At 60.2% G+C, this 13,127-nt stretch carries 16 protein-coding genes; 10 read left to right on the top strand and 6 right to left on the bottom strand.

Features of this window, described 5'->3' with window-relative positions:
* The first annotated feature begins 47 nt into the window (after positions 1–47).
* The 3 genes from V1289_RS43195 to V1289_RS43185 all read left to right on the top strand — a co-directional run bounded on the left by V1289_RS43195 (position 48) and on the right by V1289_RS43185 (position 1,453).
* Positions 48–734 (top strand): DUF2161 domain-containing phosphodiesterase, encoded by a 687-nt coding sequence (locus V1289_RS43195; protein ID WP_334405613.1) that lies wholly within the window; start codon positions 48–50, stop codon positions 732–734.
* Between the two features lie 31 nt (positions 735–765).
* The gene (locus V1289_RS43190; RefSeq protein WP_334405612.1) at positions 766–1,065 is read left to right on the top strand and encodes a putative quinol monooxygenase; all 300 of its coding nucleotides are present in this window, start codon (positions 766–768) and stop codon (positions 1,063–1,065) included.
* A gap of 85 nt (positions 1,066–1,150) precedes the next feature.
* The gene (locus V1289_RS43185) at positions 1,151–1,453 is read left to right on the top strand and encodes a hypothetical protein (protein ID WP_334405610.1); all 303 of its coding nucleotides are present in this window, start codon (positions 1,151–1,153) and stop codon (positions 1,451–1,453) included.
* A 182-nt stretch (positions 1,454–1,635) separates the two neighbouring features.
* Here the strand turns inward: V1289_RS43185 and V1289_RS43180 are convergent, their stop codons facing one another.
* Positions 1,636–2,256, bottom strand: coding sequence for a GNAT family N-acetyltransferase (locus V1289_RS43180; RefSeq protein WP_334405608.1), 621 nt, complete (start codon positions 2,254–2,256; stop codon positions 1,636–1,638).
* A gap of 217 nt (positions 2,257–2,473) precedes the next feature.
* Between V1289_RS43180 and V1289_RS43175 the strand changes: the two genes are divergently transcribed.
* Positions 2,474–3,427: a helix-turn-helix domain-containing protein gene (locus V1289_RS43175; RefSeq protein WP_334405606.1), complete on the top strand. Its 954-nt coding sequence runs from the start codon at positions 2,474–2,476 to the stop codon at positions 3,425–3,427.
* Between the two features lie 122 nt (positions 3,428–3,549).
* Here V1289_RS43175 and V1289_RS43170 read toward each other — a convergent pair whose 3' ends face one another.
* The 3 genes from V1289_RS43170 to V1289_RS43160 form a co-directional block, all read right to left on the bottom strand.
* Positions 3,550–3,984 carry a winged helix-turn-helix domain-containing protein gene (locus V1289_RS43170; protein WP_334405604.1) on the bottom strand — a complete coding sequence of 145 codons (435 nt, stop codon included), beginning with the start codon at positions 3,982–3,984 and terminating at the stop codon, positions 3,550–3,552.
* 130 nt (positions 3,985–4,114) lie between these two features.
* Entirely contained in the window at positions 4,115–4,999 is an 885-nt protein-coding gene (locus tag V1289_RS43165; protein ID WP_334405602.1) for an AraC family transcriptional regulator, read from the bottom strand.
* Between the two features lie 69 nt (positions 5,000–5,068).
* The gene (locus V1289_RS43160; protein ID WP_334407903.1) at positions 5,069–5,695 is read right to left on the bottom strand and encodes a TetR/AcrR family transcriptional regulator; all 627 of its coding nucleotides are present in this window, start codon (positions 5,693–5,695) and stop codon (positions 5,069–5,071) included.
* Positions 5,696–5,787: 92 nt separating this feature from the next.
* Here V1289_RS43160 and V1289_RS43155 point away from each other — a divergent pair, with 92 nt between their 5' ends.
* From V1289_RS43155 to V1289_RS43135, 5 genes are all read left to right on the top strand, one after another.
* The gene (locus V1289_RS43155; protein WP_334405600.1) at positions 5,788–6,360 is read left to right on the top strand and encodes a hydrolase; all 573 of its coding nucleotides are present in this window, start codon (positions 5,788–5,790) and stop codon (positions 6,358–6,360) included.
* Positions 6,361–6,374: 14 nt separating this feature from the next.
* Positions 6,375–7,466 carry an AbrB family transcriptional regulator gene (locus V1289_RS43150; protein ID WP_334405598.1) on the top strand — a complete coding sequence of 364 codons (1,092 nt, stop codon included), beginning with the start codon at positions 6,375–6,377 and terminating at the stop codon, positions 7,464–7,466.
* A 359-nt stretch (positions 7,467–7,825) separates the two neighbouring features.
* The gene (locus V1289_RS43145) at positions 7,826–8,587 is read left to right on the top strand and encodes an IS5 family transposase (RefSeq protein ID WP_334405596.1); all 762 of its coding nucleotides are present in this window, start codon (positions 7,826–7,828) and stop codon (positions 8,585–8,587) included.
* A 182-nt stretch (positions 8,588–8,769) separates the two neighbouring features.
* Positions 8,770–9,783 carry a carbon-nitrogen hydrolase family protein gene (locus V1289_RS43140; protein ID WP_334405594.1) on the top strand — a complete coding sequence of 338 codons (1,014 nt, stop codon included), beginning with the start codon at positions 8,770–8,772 and terminating at the stop codon, positions 9,781–9,783.
* Between the two features lie 26 nt (positions 9,784–9,809).
* Positions 9,810–10,859 carry a phenylacetaldoxime dehydratase family protein gene (locus tag V1289_RS43135; protein ID WP_334405593.1) on the top strand — a complete coding sequence of 350 codons (1,050 nt, stop codon included), beginning with the start codon at positions 9,810–9,812 and terminating at the stop codon, positions 10,857–10,859.
* A 20-nt stretch (positions 10,860–10,879) separates the two neighbouring features.
* On the opposite strand, the gene V1289_RS43130 is transcribed toward V1289_RS43135, so the two are convergent.
* Positions 10,880–11,278, bottom strand: coding sequence for a PaaI family thioesterase (locus V1289_RS43130; protein ID WP_334405591.1), 399 nt, complete (start codon positions 11,276–11,278; stop codon positions 10,880–10,882).
* Between the two features lie 124 nt (positions 11,279–11,402).
* Between V1289_RS43130 and V1289_RS43125 the strand changes: the two genes are divergently transcribed.
* Positions 11,403–12,185 carry a cobalamin-binding protein gene (locus V1289_RS43125; protein ID WP_334405590.1) on the top strand — a complete coding sequence of 261 codons (783 nt, stop codon included), beginning with the start codon at positions 11,403–11,405 and terminating at the stop codon, positions 12,183–12,185.
* 60 nt (positions 12,186–12,245) lie between these two features.
* On the opposite strand, the gene V1289_RS43120 is transcribed toward V1289_RS43125, so the two are convergent.
* Positions 12,246–13,121, bottom strand: a complete 876-nt coding sequence (locus V1289_RS43120) for an ABC transporter substrate-binding protein (protein ID WP_334405589.1) — start codon at positions 13,119–13,121, stop codon at positions 12,246–12,248.
* Between the last annotated feature and the right edge of the window lie 6 nt (positions 13,122–13,127).

Below are 13,127 nucleotides of genomic sequence, written 5' to 3'. Positions count from 1 at the left end.
GGGTTAGACTCGGAGATATTGAGTCGCCCTACGCCACCGGAGCTATCTTGGAAACCGCGCTTTATCTGCCTGTCAAACGCTTCCTCGAAAAGCTCGGCTACACGGTCAAGGGCGAAGTCGGCGGCTGCGATCTGGTGGCGCTGAGCGACGACGATCCGCCGGTCGTGGTGATCGGGGAATTGAAACTCACCTTCAATCTCGAACTGATTCTGCAGGCGGTCGATCGTGCCGGCGCCTGCGACGAGGTTTGGCTGGCCGCCAAACTGTCCCTGCGCGGCAAGGGCCGCGAAAGCGACGCGCGTTATCGCAATCTCTGCCGCCGGCTCGGCTTCGGCATGCTCGCCGTCACCAACACCGGCGACGTCGAGGTGATCGTCACGCCGCCCACTACCGCCCCGCGCCGCGACAACAAAAAGCGCTCGCGGCTGGTGTCGGAGCACCGGCGGCGGAAGGGCGATCCAGCGATGGGCGGCAGCACGCGCGCGCCGATCATGACGGCCTATCGCCAGCAGGCGCTGGCCTGCGCCTCGGCGCTGTCGGCGGGACCACGGCGCGTGAAAGACCTGCGGGTCGAGATTCCCGATGCCGGAAAAATTCTATTGCACAATGTCTATGGCTGGTTCGATCGCGCCGAGCGCGGCATCTACGTCCTGACCGATGCCGGATACGCCGCACTGAAACGCTGGCCGCAGCAACCGATCGACTTTGCGGTGGCCGGCGACGCCGCGCCATAGCGACGAGGACGACGGAGAAACGGGGGATCAAATGATCGTGGTGACCGGGAGCGTAACGGCGCGACAGGATTCCTTCGATGAAGTTCGCCGATTAAGCCTCGAGCACGTCCATCGTTCGCGCGGCGAGCCCGGCTGCATCTCGCATGCCGTGCATGTCGACTGCGAAAATCCGCTGCGGCTGGTGTTTTTCGAGCAATGGACCGATCGCGCGGCCCTGTTGGCGCATTTCGCGGTGCCCGCCTCGCGCGAGTTCGTCCGTTCGCTGCAGTCGCTGGCCGCGGCCGCTACCACCATCGAGCTGTACGACGCGACCAGGCTCGAAAAACTCTAACGCATGGCTGTATTGCCACGCCAATTTCATATTGCAATGCAACATAAGGGCACCTAGGTATCTCACGATCAGATGCGAGGCCCCGATGAGCGAAGACTGGAACACCAAATACGGCACCCGGCGCGTGCGGCGCGATCCGCCGACGCTGGAGGAAGCAATCTTCGCCGCCGTCGGCATTACCGAGGATGCGCAGCAGCAGGCGGAAATCGCCGCAGCGCTTATGGGACTGCCGTATGAGGAAGTGCTGGCCGAAGTGAAGAAGACCGGACGCGCCGTGGCGCGAACCGTCACGCGCGTGATCACGGGCGAGCAAGGTGCGCAGCGCTCTGTGGTGGTTGAGCGCCGCGTGGTCAGGCGGTTCGGCAACGACAAGCGCACCGGCACCTGAAGGTACGCGGGCAGTTCGCTCGATCCATGACATTTTCCAGCAAAGCGTACCCCGGACCTGATCCGGGGTAGACGCCGGTTCGCGTCAAGAAACGCGACAAAACAAAATACGAAAGCCCGGCTCTGATTTAATCAGAACCGGGCTCGAGGATTAGCGAATGGCCGCCTGGACTCGCTTAACCGTCAGGCCGCCTTATCCCACCCGTACATCTGCAACAGCATCTTCCAGTACGCGCGATTGAAATTCGCGATCGCGCGGCTGGCGTCGAGCGAGGTTGCAAAGGCGGCCGGCGCAGGCACCGGCTGCTTCTGCTGGGTCAGGTCGATATTCCCGGTGGATTCACCGTAGCGGAAGCTGAGATGCGCGCCGAACTTGTTGGCAAGCGCCCGCATCGCCTCGTTCTGCGCACCGGTGGTGATGCGCAGGCTGCGATAGCCCTTGGCGCGGGCCTCGGCGATCAGCTTCCTGAACAGGATGCTGCCGACGCCCTTGCGCCGCACCGATGCTTCCACGCTGAAGGCGATCTCCGGCAATGAATCCTGGGATTGCTCGGGCGGATGCAGTTCTGCTGCGCCGCGCACCACGCCATCCTCGATATAGGCCATGATGACGGTGCCATCATTGGCGCATTTCTCGGCGTAGCGTTCGATGAAGCTGTCATCCATGAAGCCATGGAAGCGATCGTGGCGGCTGGTGCGGTCGAGCCGCAACAGATGTTCGCGCAACAGAGGTAGCTCTTCCTGCTGGCTTAGTGTCCGAACCGTGCCCTTGGCGAGCGCCGGACGGGTAATTTCATAGCTCATATCAAATCTCCTCATGGAAGCCCTCGAGGAGGCGTCGAATCCCTAGACCACCTATATTGTGCATCGCAACATGATACGCAAGTCCCTAGAATGCCTCATAAAACGTCAAATTTTGTTAACCGATTGTTAACCTGCCGCGCCGCTCGGCAGGCTATTTGCAGGCACTGGATTTGAGCCGGACTTTGGCCCAAACTCGCCCGGTTCCTGGAGGTCCATCGTGGCTGTCGTGCTCAACACGAGTTCTTCAGTTCCGGATCGGCGGCTTGCGGTTTGGCAGGACATCGTCTGCGACACCTTTGTCGGGCTCGATTGCCGTTCCGACATGCACGAGGCGTTTTGGGGCGCGGTTTCGCAATCGGCGGTCGGCCCTGCGGCGCTTACGCGCGTCGATTCCTGCGCCCAGCGGGTGTTCCGCACGCCATCACGGATCGCACGCGCCAGCGAGGATTACGTGCTGGTCGCCTTGGGCAACAGCGGCGTCAACGGCGTGTATCAGGACGGACGCGAAGCGGTCGTGTCCGCGGGGCAGTTCGTCATTTACGACACCACCCGCCCCTACGAGCTGCGCTTTGACGACAGCTTTTCGCAGACCATCCTTCAGATGCCGCGAAAACTGCTGCAACAGCGCATCGGCGCGTTCGACGCGCTGACCGCAACCACGTTCTGCGGCGATCGTCCCCTCGAAGGCCTGGCCTATGAGTTCCTGGTCAGCATGAGCAAGGTCATCGATCATGTCGATCCCGCCACCGCTACCCGTCTCCTGGATCAGGGGTTGGATCTGATCGCGATGGCCTTCGCCGAACGGATGCATCAGCGTTCGCCGGACCAGTCGTTTCACCGCTCCGCGCTGCTCTATCGCCTCAAGAACTATATCCTGACGCATCTCAGCGACCCCGAACTGTCGATGTCGCAGGTAGCCGCGGCCATTGGCATCTCGCCGCGCTATGCCAGCCATTTGATGGCCGACGAGCAGACCTCGTTCCGCAGCTACGTCCAGACGCAACGCCTGGAACGATGCAAACGCGATCTGTCAGATCCCGCCCACGCCGCACGGCACGTCGGTGACATCGCGTTCGCGTGGGGCTTTAACGACCTCGCCCATTTCAGCCGGATCTTCAAGCAGAGGTTCGGCGCCTCGCCGCGCGAATGGCGCGAGCAGCTTCCGCATTAGGGCGTGGACCCATAAACCTGGAGCGGCGGCGGACGTCCGCTTCGGTGCCGATAACGGGCTCAAGTCGGACATGGCCCCATGTCCGAAAAGTGCCAGAAGGCGACCTTGTGCTGATGGTGGGTTCAGCGCAAACGCACGCTCCGAAGCTTTGGCGACCGTCGATGGGTGTTCGGCGAAACAGGCGCATAGCGCAGTCTAGCTTTCATGTGCCAGTCGCTGACGTGTTCCGTGCTGTCTTCGAGACGAACGACCGATCCTACGAACGAGTAGCCTCGTCCTTTAACGTTGGCGATATATCTGTTGCCGCACTGGCCATCCCTGAGCGCCTTGCGGATGGCGGCCACGTGGACCCGGAGGCTGCCCTCCTCCACGGTGACGTTCGACCAGACATGATCAATGAGCTGGTTCTTTCCGATGACCTCGCCTGGACGTTCGGCGAGATAGACCAAAATATCAAGCGCCCGACTACCAAGGGGAAGCGTGACACCGTTGCACCATAGCACCCTCTTGCTACCCGAAAGCTCAAACGGACCAAATCTCAGCGTTCTATGCACCATGGCTAGAGCAACCCGGCATCGCAACTTCCATCCTCTACAGCGCACTATAATGTCAAGTAATTGCGCCGTATGCACCGTGTCTGCCGTTGTTTAGACCGTTTTTGCTCAACCCTCTTGGCTGGGCTGACAGCTACGAACCGAACTCGCGGCGATACATCGCGGGGGTCAAACCCGTGGCCCGCCGGAACGCACGGGTAAAGCTCGACTGCGAGGAAAATCCGCACACGAAGGCCATTTCTGCAATCGATGTGCCCCCCGCCGCGATCATTGTCTTTGCCCACTCCAGCCGCCTTTGGCTGACGTAGCGATGCGGAGGCATGCCTACTGCAGCAGAAAACGCGCGCGTGAAGTAAAAGATGCTGAGAGACGCGACGTTGGCGAGATCGGCAACCGCGATATCGTCAGCAAGATGCTCCTCGACATAATCAAGAACACGCCTCAGGCGTCGCTCATCGAGCCGGTGACGTCGTTCAATCGGCAAGCGGACGGAACCAGCATCCCAATGCGCGTGTAGCAATCTTGCAGCAAGCAGCAGAGAGGCCGTTTCCGCGAACATGCGTCCGGCAGCGGTAGGGGTCATCATCTCTGATAGCACCGACAAGCCAATCTGATTAACGACTTCGTCCTGCACGCCGCACACGTGGCGAGCAGACCGATCGAGCGCTGCAGGAAGACCGTAGTAATCGCCCAGTTGCGTAAAGACGCTGGCGGTCAAGTGTAAGTTCAAGACTCGAATCTTTTTGGCAGTAATGATGTAGGCCTCATCATACTTGCTGCCTATTGGTTTGACCCAGACGAGGCCCGGTATGTGCTCCGAAGACCGCCAGCTTCCACCCATTCTCCAGCCGCAGGTGCCTTCCGATCCATCAAGCATGATTGTAATTTTGGTCTCCGGCTCAGCGGGGTGCACCCCTTCTCCGCGACCATAGGAACGGACCTCGGCGAAAAGATTCGACCAACCCAACTCAGACGACGACTGCAGCACGTCGTATCGCTGATCTTGCGCTTTTTGCACGCTGTTCCTCCGCGACCATCGCAGACGACTATCGTAATTTCCGCAGTGTAAAGGAGATCCCAACATCAATTAAACTGGCTTCGTCTTCAGCCTGCTTTTCAGATAAATCCGGGTCATCTCGCGCAACTCCTCGATGGCGCCCGGACGAACGCTTTGGTCAGCGGCGTCCGAGAAGGCGGCCATCGTCTTCATGTTGCCGAGGATCACGACGGCCATGTCTTGCGCCTTGTTGGCGGTCAGGCTCGGGCTGCGCAGCGTCAATGTCCGGACGATATGCTTGTGAATGGATCTGCTGAATTCACCTCGCTTCACCGACAAAACTTCAGGAATTTCCAACAATCGTTTCAACGTCGGCCCGGCGCCTTGGTGGAGATCGACCATTAGATCCAGCAAGAAATCAGCGAGCGAGGAGATGGATAGCGATTGGATTCTGGAATCAAGTTCGTCGAAGGCGTTGTGAACGCCTTCGTGGTAATGCGCGATCAACGCATTTGCCAGGACTTCCTTGTTGGGAAAGAAACGATAGAGCGAACCTATTTTGGTGTTCGATCTTGCCGCAATCTCGGCCATCGTTGCCATCTCATAACCCTTCTCGGAGATGACCGCGGCGCCAGCTTTCAATATGGCGGCGACCCGCAGCTTTCCGTTGCGCCTTTGCGGCGCCTTCGCGTGCGGAACTTCGTTGGGTCTTGACATAGTTGAGGGCATGCTCAATTATCGCGTTATGTGAGTGCAGGCTCAATTAACGCAGCTGAAACACCGAACGTCAACCCAACAGGCGAAAAACCATGCTTGAACTCGATCCCAAGACGACCGCACTGGTCCTCATCGATCTGCAAAAAGGCATCATGGGGCACGAACTGAAGCCTTACCCGGCAGACCGGGTCACGAAGGCCGGCAGCACGCTCGCGGACACCTTCCGCAAAGCAGGGGCGCCGGTCGTTCTCGTGAATGTAGGCTTCGCCAAGGATTTCAAAGACGCCTTGAGGCAGTCTGTCGATCAGCCCTTCGCCGCACCGCCGGGCGGCTTTCCTGAAAATTTCAGCGAGCTGATCGATGGATTGGCGAAGCCTGGCGACATTCTCGTCACCAAGCGCCAATGGGGCGCCTTCCATGGCACGGAGCTGGATCTGCAACTGCGCCGCCGCGGTATCCAGACAATCGTTCTGGGGGGCGTCGCAACGAACATGGGCGTCGAGTCGACGGCACGACAGGCATGGGAACACGGCTATGCCGTCGTTCTTGTCGAAGATGCGACGAGCGGCATGTCCGCTGAGATGCACAACTTTGCCATCGGCAATATCTTTCCAAGGATCAGCAGAGTCGTCAAAGGTGCTGATCTGACTCTTTCCCAAGCCTGACGGTGCAGCAGTCCGTGTCTTTATCCACACTGCCCGTCTTCGCTCGCTGGGGAGTTCTGATTGCTCTTTCGATTCTATTTTCTGCCTTGCTGACATGGGCTCGGTTGCCTGCGGCCCTTCTGCTTGGTTCGATGACAGCCGGCATCCTCGTCGAAAATGGGGGCTCGGGCATCCTTGTGCCGCAACTGCCTTTCGGCTTCGCCCAGGCGATCATCGGCTGCATGATAGCGCGCGTTCTTACGTCCACCATTATTCATTCCTTTCTGCATGAGTGGCCGCTGTTTCTAGGCATCAGCTTCTTGGTCATCGTTGCCAGTTGTTTGTTGGGCTGGCTCATCAGCAGGTTCCGCATTTTGCCGGAAACAACGGCTATTTGGGGATTATTGCCTGGCGCGGCGTCAGCCATGATGGTGATGGCCGATGCCTACGGCGCTGACGCTCGGCTGGTTGCCTTCATGCAATATGTGCGTGTTCTCATGGTCGCTCTCGTAGCTTCCATTATTGCCCGTTTCTGGGTTCACGCACCGGCGGTTGCGGCCGCAGCGCCTGCGGTCTGGTTTGCGCCGATCCACGCACTGCCTTTTCTTGAAACGCTGGTCCTCGTTCTTGGAGGAGTCATTCTAGGGCCTGTTTCCCGCATTCCGGCAGGAATATTGCTGATACCCATGTTCCTCGGTGCGGTTCTACAATCCAACGGTCTTGTCGAAATCGAATTGCCAGGCTGGCTGCTGGCGGTCAGCTATTTGCTTCTTGGCTGGACGATTGGCTTGCGGTTTACCCGGGAAATTCTTGTGTATGCCATCCGGGCTTTGCCGAAAATGATAGTATCAATTCTGATGTTAATCGCATTTTGTGGCGGCTTGGCCTTCGCTCTCGTCGAAGTTTTCGATATCGATCCTTTGACGGCCTATCTTGCCACCAGCCCGGGCGGGGCAGACTCGGTCGCCATTATTGCGGCATCCACCAATGTCGATGTCGGGTTTGTTATGGCGCAGCAGGTCGCTCGTTTTATGCTCGTCCTTATCATTGGCCCGGCTTTGTCTCGATTCGTTGCGAATCGGATAGCTAGGAATGTTCCAAATATTTCCGACAAAACTCCCACCTGAGTGAGTTGGTCGCAGAAGATTAGTTCAGTCGGGCGCCGGTATGGATAATCCCGATCAGGGATGGTTGGCTCGCTTACGCGAGACCGATGTGTGCCTTGTCTCTGCGAGCCGATATTGACGGACGGGATAGCTTGGACGGCGATAGGAACAGAAGCCGATATTATCAGGGGATAGCACATGAAGTCCCTATCCGTGCGGTAGCCGCGACGGTGATGTCCGTTCAGGGTCATTCGCGTCGATTTTGGCATGTCAGGGTATGTCCGCTTACGGGATAATCTCGGAAGTACCGGTCCTCCGGTTTTGCCGGTTGAAGGCATCGGCTTAGACGTGATTCAAGCGTCCAACCGGAGCCTCAAATCATGCGGTGTGAACTCACGGACTTTGAATGGGCTTCCATTAGGTCATTTCTGCCGAACAAGCCGCGCGGCATTCCCCGTGTTGACGACCGGCGCGTCCTGAACGGCATCTTTTGGGTTCTGCGCTCAGGCGCTCCGTGGCGCGACCTGCTGGTGTCCTATGGCCCCCGCACCACCTGCTATAATCGCTTTGTCCGCTGGCGGCAGGCCGGCGTCTGGGACCGGATCATGGATGCACTGGCCGCTGGTCACGACGCGGCGGTGCAGATGATCGATACCTCGGTCGTGCGGGTGCACCAGCACGGAGCCTGCATCGCAGATAACAATCACCAAGATATAGGGCGCTCGCGAGGGGGCCTAACGAGCAAGATCCACGCGGTGGTGGACACCAATGGCCTGCCGGTCCATCTCGCCCTCACGCCCGGTGAAGCGCATGACAATCGGCTGTGTTCGGTCCTGCTCAGCAAGTTGCTTCCACAAACAATATTGCTCGCGGATCGTGGATACGACGCGAACTGGATCAGGGAGCTTGCCCGACAGCAAGGAGCTTGGGCGAACATTCCGCCGAAACGAAATCGGAAAGACCCCGTCTGCTTCAGTCCCTATCTGTATCGTGCCCGCAACTTGATCGAACGGTTCTTCAACAAGATCAAGCAATGTCGGCGTGTTGCGACTCGATACGAGAAGCTCGCAGCTAACTATCTGGCGTTCGTCAAACTCGCCTCAATCCGAATTTGGCTGCGTGCTAATGAGTCCACGCCCTAGTCTCCAGCCATTTCCCGTCGGCTTCCCCCGTCACTGCACCTTGCGCTCAGCGGTCGCCTTGGGCTGCCGATCCGCCAGTTAAGACAAGTTTTCGTGCCGCCGCGGACAAGCGCCGCGGCCGGGTGCGGCAGTAGGCTCTTGCGCAACGATTGTCTGTCTCACGAACCGGAAGGACGATGTTCATGGGTCTCGTTCATCAGAAATACAAGGTAGCGGTGGTTCAGGCGGCGCCGGTTTGGCTCGATCTCGATGCAACCGTGGACAAGACGATCGCGTTGATCGAACAGGCGGCCGCACACGGCGCGAAGCTGATCGCATTTCCCGAAACCTTCATTCCCGGATATCCGTGGCAGATCTGGCTTGGCGCTCCGGCTTGGGCGATCGGCCGCGGTTTTGTGCAGCGCTATTTCGACAACTCGCTGTCCTATGACAGCCCGCAGGCCGACAAGATCCGCAAGGCCACCAAACGCGCCAAGCTGACCGCGGTGATCGGCCTGTCCGAACGCGACGGCGGCAGCCTCTACATCGCGCAGTGGCTGATCGGGCCGGACGGCGAGCCGATCGCGAAACGTCGCAAGCTCCGGCCGACCCATGCCGAACGCACCGTGTTCGGCGAAGGCGACGGCAGCGATCTTGCCGTCCATGACCGCGCCGACGTCGGACGGCTCGGCGCCCTGTGCTGCTGGGAGCATCTGCAACCGCTGTCGAAATATGCGATGTACGCCCAGAACGAGCAGGTTCACGTCGGCGCCTGGCCGAGCTTCTCGCTGTACGATCCGTTCGCGCACGCGCTTGGCTATGAGGTCAACAACGCCGCGAGCAAGGTCTATGCCGTCGAAGGCTCCTGTTTCTTCCTCGGGCCGTGCGCGGTGGTCTCGCAGGCCATGATCGACGAACTCTGCGATAGCCCCGAGAAACATGCATTCCTGCACGCCGGCGGCGGCCACGCCGTGATCTACGGGCCGGACGGCAGTTCGCTTGCCGAGAAACTTCCACCCGATCAGGAAGGCATTTTGTATGCCGACATCGATCTCGGCATGATCGGCGTGGCGAAAAACGCCGCCGATCCCGCCGGACACTATTCCAGGCCCGACGTCACGCGGCTGTTGCTCAACACCTCCCGCGCCAACCGCGTCGAGCATTTCACGTTGCCCGTCGACGCCGAGGTCATGAGCGAAATCAGACTGCAGGCCTGACGATCCGAACCCACGAGGAGCCCGCCATGGAATCCGCGATCCCGGAGCATCTCCGCAGCGCCCGCACCCGTCACCGTCGCGTTCCCGACGATTATGCGCCGCCTTACCCGTCCTTCGTGGCGCGCCACAAACCGAGCGTGGCGCAGGTGGTGATGGCCTATTTCGGCGTCCAGACCCACGGCGCGCCGTCAAAAGCCGCCGAGCAGGCGCTGGCATGGATCGTTTCCCGCATCGCGCAAATTGGCGGCCCGACCCATTTTGACCGGGCGCGGTACGTCGACGAAGCCGGTTTCACCAACGTTGTGACGGTGGCCTATTGGGACGATCGCGCCAAATTCGACGGCTGGTTTCCGGCAGCACGCGACGGCTGGACCGGCGAGGCGCGAACCGCCGACGGCGTAGGCACGTTCATCGAGGTGCTCTATCCATCCGTGGAAGGCAACGAAACCCTGTTCTCGTCGTTGGGTAGACCCGAAGGCGTCGCGGTGCTCGCCGACGGCATGAGCGGCGAGGTTCAGGAACATGCCTATTGGGGCGGCATGCGCGATCGCATTCCCAAGTCGCAAACCAGCGAGATGGCGCCGTCAGGCGCGGCGCATGCCGTCCGCGACGGCTCGCGTATTCGGGTGATCCCCCACGACAACCTCTGCCTGATCCGCTCCGGTCAGGATTGGGGCGACACCGAAGCCTCCGAACGCAAGATGTATCTCGACGACGTCGAGCCGGTGTTGCGGGAAGGCATGGATTTTCTGCGCGACGATGGCCGCTCAATCGGCTGTTATGCCAACCGCTACATGACGGTCGTTGCGCCCGACGGCGGGCCTCTTGAAAAGTCCTATGGCATGAGCTGGTGGAAGAGCCTCGCGGCACTGGAGCGATGGGCCGAATCGCATCCGACCCATGTCCGGATCTTTGGCGCCGCCATGAAATATCTGTCGACGCTGGGTCCATCGGCGAAGCTGCGGCTTTATCACGAGGTGACCGTCGCCCGGGCCGATGAGGCGTTCTTCGAATACGCCGGCTGTCACCCGCAAACCGGAATGTTGAACGCCGTGCAGACGGTGGATACCGCATAGGCCGCGCACCGTCCGCACTCCTACAACACCATCTGCGTCTGCGTCACGATCGCGACCAGCTTGCCGTCTTCGGTCTCCAGCCGCGTCTGCCAGACCTGCGTCCGCCGTCCCCGATGCACCGGCGTAGCGGTTGCGACCACGGTGGTCCCCTCCTTGGCGCCACCGATGAAATTGGTCTTGCTTTCGATCGTGGTGGTGCCCTTGGCGTCCTCGGGCAGATTGATGACGGTCGCGGCAGCCCCGACCGAATCCGCGAACGCCATGAGCGCGCCGCCGTGAATGGTGTGGTTGAGGGTGCAGAGATCGGGGCGCACCGGCATCCTGGCGACCACGCGATCCCTGTCCGCCTCGGTGAAGGTGACGCCCTTCAACTCCGCAAACGGCATCTTCATCGACTGGATTTTCTCAAGCGGCGTCATGCATCCTCCCGTTCTTCTTTCGAGCCATTTCTTAGGAGAATGGCTGGCCCAGGTAAATCGGGCAATGACCCCTGAGGTAATGGCCACGGTGACAAGGCGCCGCTAATTCTGCATACCGTTGGCGATGCGCCACTTCCCTCCCCGCCGGATTGTCTGCCTCACCGAGGAAACGGTGGAGACGCTGTATCTGCTCGGCGAGCAGGACCGCATCGTCGGCGTCTCCGGCTATGCGGTGCGGCCGCCAAGAGTTCGGCGCGAGAAGCCGCGGATATCGGCCTTCATCTCGGCCGACATTCCAAAGATCCTGGCACTCGAGCCGGATCTCGTGCTCGCCTTTTCCGACCTTCAGGCTGGCATCGTTGCCGACCTCGTCCGTGCCGGCGTCGCCATCCATGTCTTCAACCAGCGCGACGTCGCAGGGATCCTGGCGATGATCCGCACGCTCGGCGCGCTGGTCGGCGCGGCCGGGCGCGCCGACCAGCTTGCCGGCAGCTTTGAGGCGCGCCTCGCCGACATCGCATCGACGGCCCGGCCTTCGCCAAAACCAAAAGTCTATTTCGAGGAATGGGACGATCCCCTGATCAGCGGCATCGGCTGGGTTTCCGAGCTGATCGAGATCGCCGGCGGCGAGGACGTGTTGCCGAAATTGCGGTTTCAGCAGGCCGCCAAGGACCGGATCATTTCGCCCGATGTGGTACGCAACACCGCACCCGACGTGATCCTGGCGTCGTGGTGCGGCAAGAAGGTCGTGCCCGACCGGATCCGGCAGCGGCCGGGCTGGAGCGAAATTCCGGCGGTACGCAACAACCGCATCGTCGAGATCAAGTCGCCGCTGATCCTGCAGCCGGGACCTGCGGCGCTCACGGACGGGCTGGATGCGATCGTCGCGGCGTTGTGGCCACAGTGACGTCGCCGCGACCGATGATCTTCCTCTATCACCCGAACCAGGGTTCGCTGCGATTTCCTGCTACTCCGCCGCAAACGAGATGGTGGATTGATCGTATTCTCCCGATCCCATTCGCCCTTCCGCAAAAATCTTGTGCTCTGCGATCCAGTCGAACGATTGCTCGAATACTTCCTTCGAATAGGTCTCGAATACGATCCGCTCACCCGGACCCCAGCGACGCGTATCCATGACGGCATGGAAACGATCCGGGAATTCGTTCTTGTAGTAGCGCGTGTAGGATTCCGGCCGCAGATCGATATCGCGCTGCGCGCTGCGCAAGGCGCGGAAGTATCGCCTGACGTCTTCCGGATCCACCGTGCCCTTGATCATGGCGGCGATCATGAAGGTGGTATCGATCACCTTGCGGAAGCCCAATTGCTCGGCCAGATAATACGGCCCGTTGAAAAGCGCCGCCGCCGGGCTCTTGCCCTCGATCAGCAGCTCCATGCGGTGAAACAGCATGCCGTCTTCGAATGTCAGGTTGATCTCGCCCGGAGTCATGTACTGCTCCAGCGCCTGTATCGTCGAATAATGGCTTCCGGACTGAAATCCGACCGAGATAGGTATGCCCGCAAGATCGCCTGGGGTGCGCACCGGTGAATCCGCAGGCACGAAGATTCCGGAGGGCGCGACTGAATAGACGTCGGCATAGAGCTTGGCGTGACCATTGGAGGCGGCCACGTTCACCGTCCAATGGCAGGCACAGCTCACATTGGCTTCGCGCCCCTTTTCGATGCTCTGGAAGGCGCCCTGATTGGCCTTGTTGTGATGCTGCCCCTCGGTGGAGCGGATCAATTCGCGAAATTCATAGTCGAGGCCTTCGGCGCGGAAATAGCCTTTCTCCTCGGCGACCCATTCCTGCAGGCGAAAATGCGGCTCGATGATGAATTTGCTCACGGCGGA

It is taken from the genome of Bradyrhizobium sp. AZCC 2289 (assembly GCF_036924615.1).
In the GTDB taxonomy this organism is placed as follows: domain Bacteria; phylum Pseudomonadota; class Alphaproteobacteria; order Rhizobiales; family Xanthobacteraceae; genus Bradyrhizobium.
Note: the sequence above shows the minus strand (reverse complement) of the source record. Positions and strands in the feature narration are given on the sequence as shown.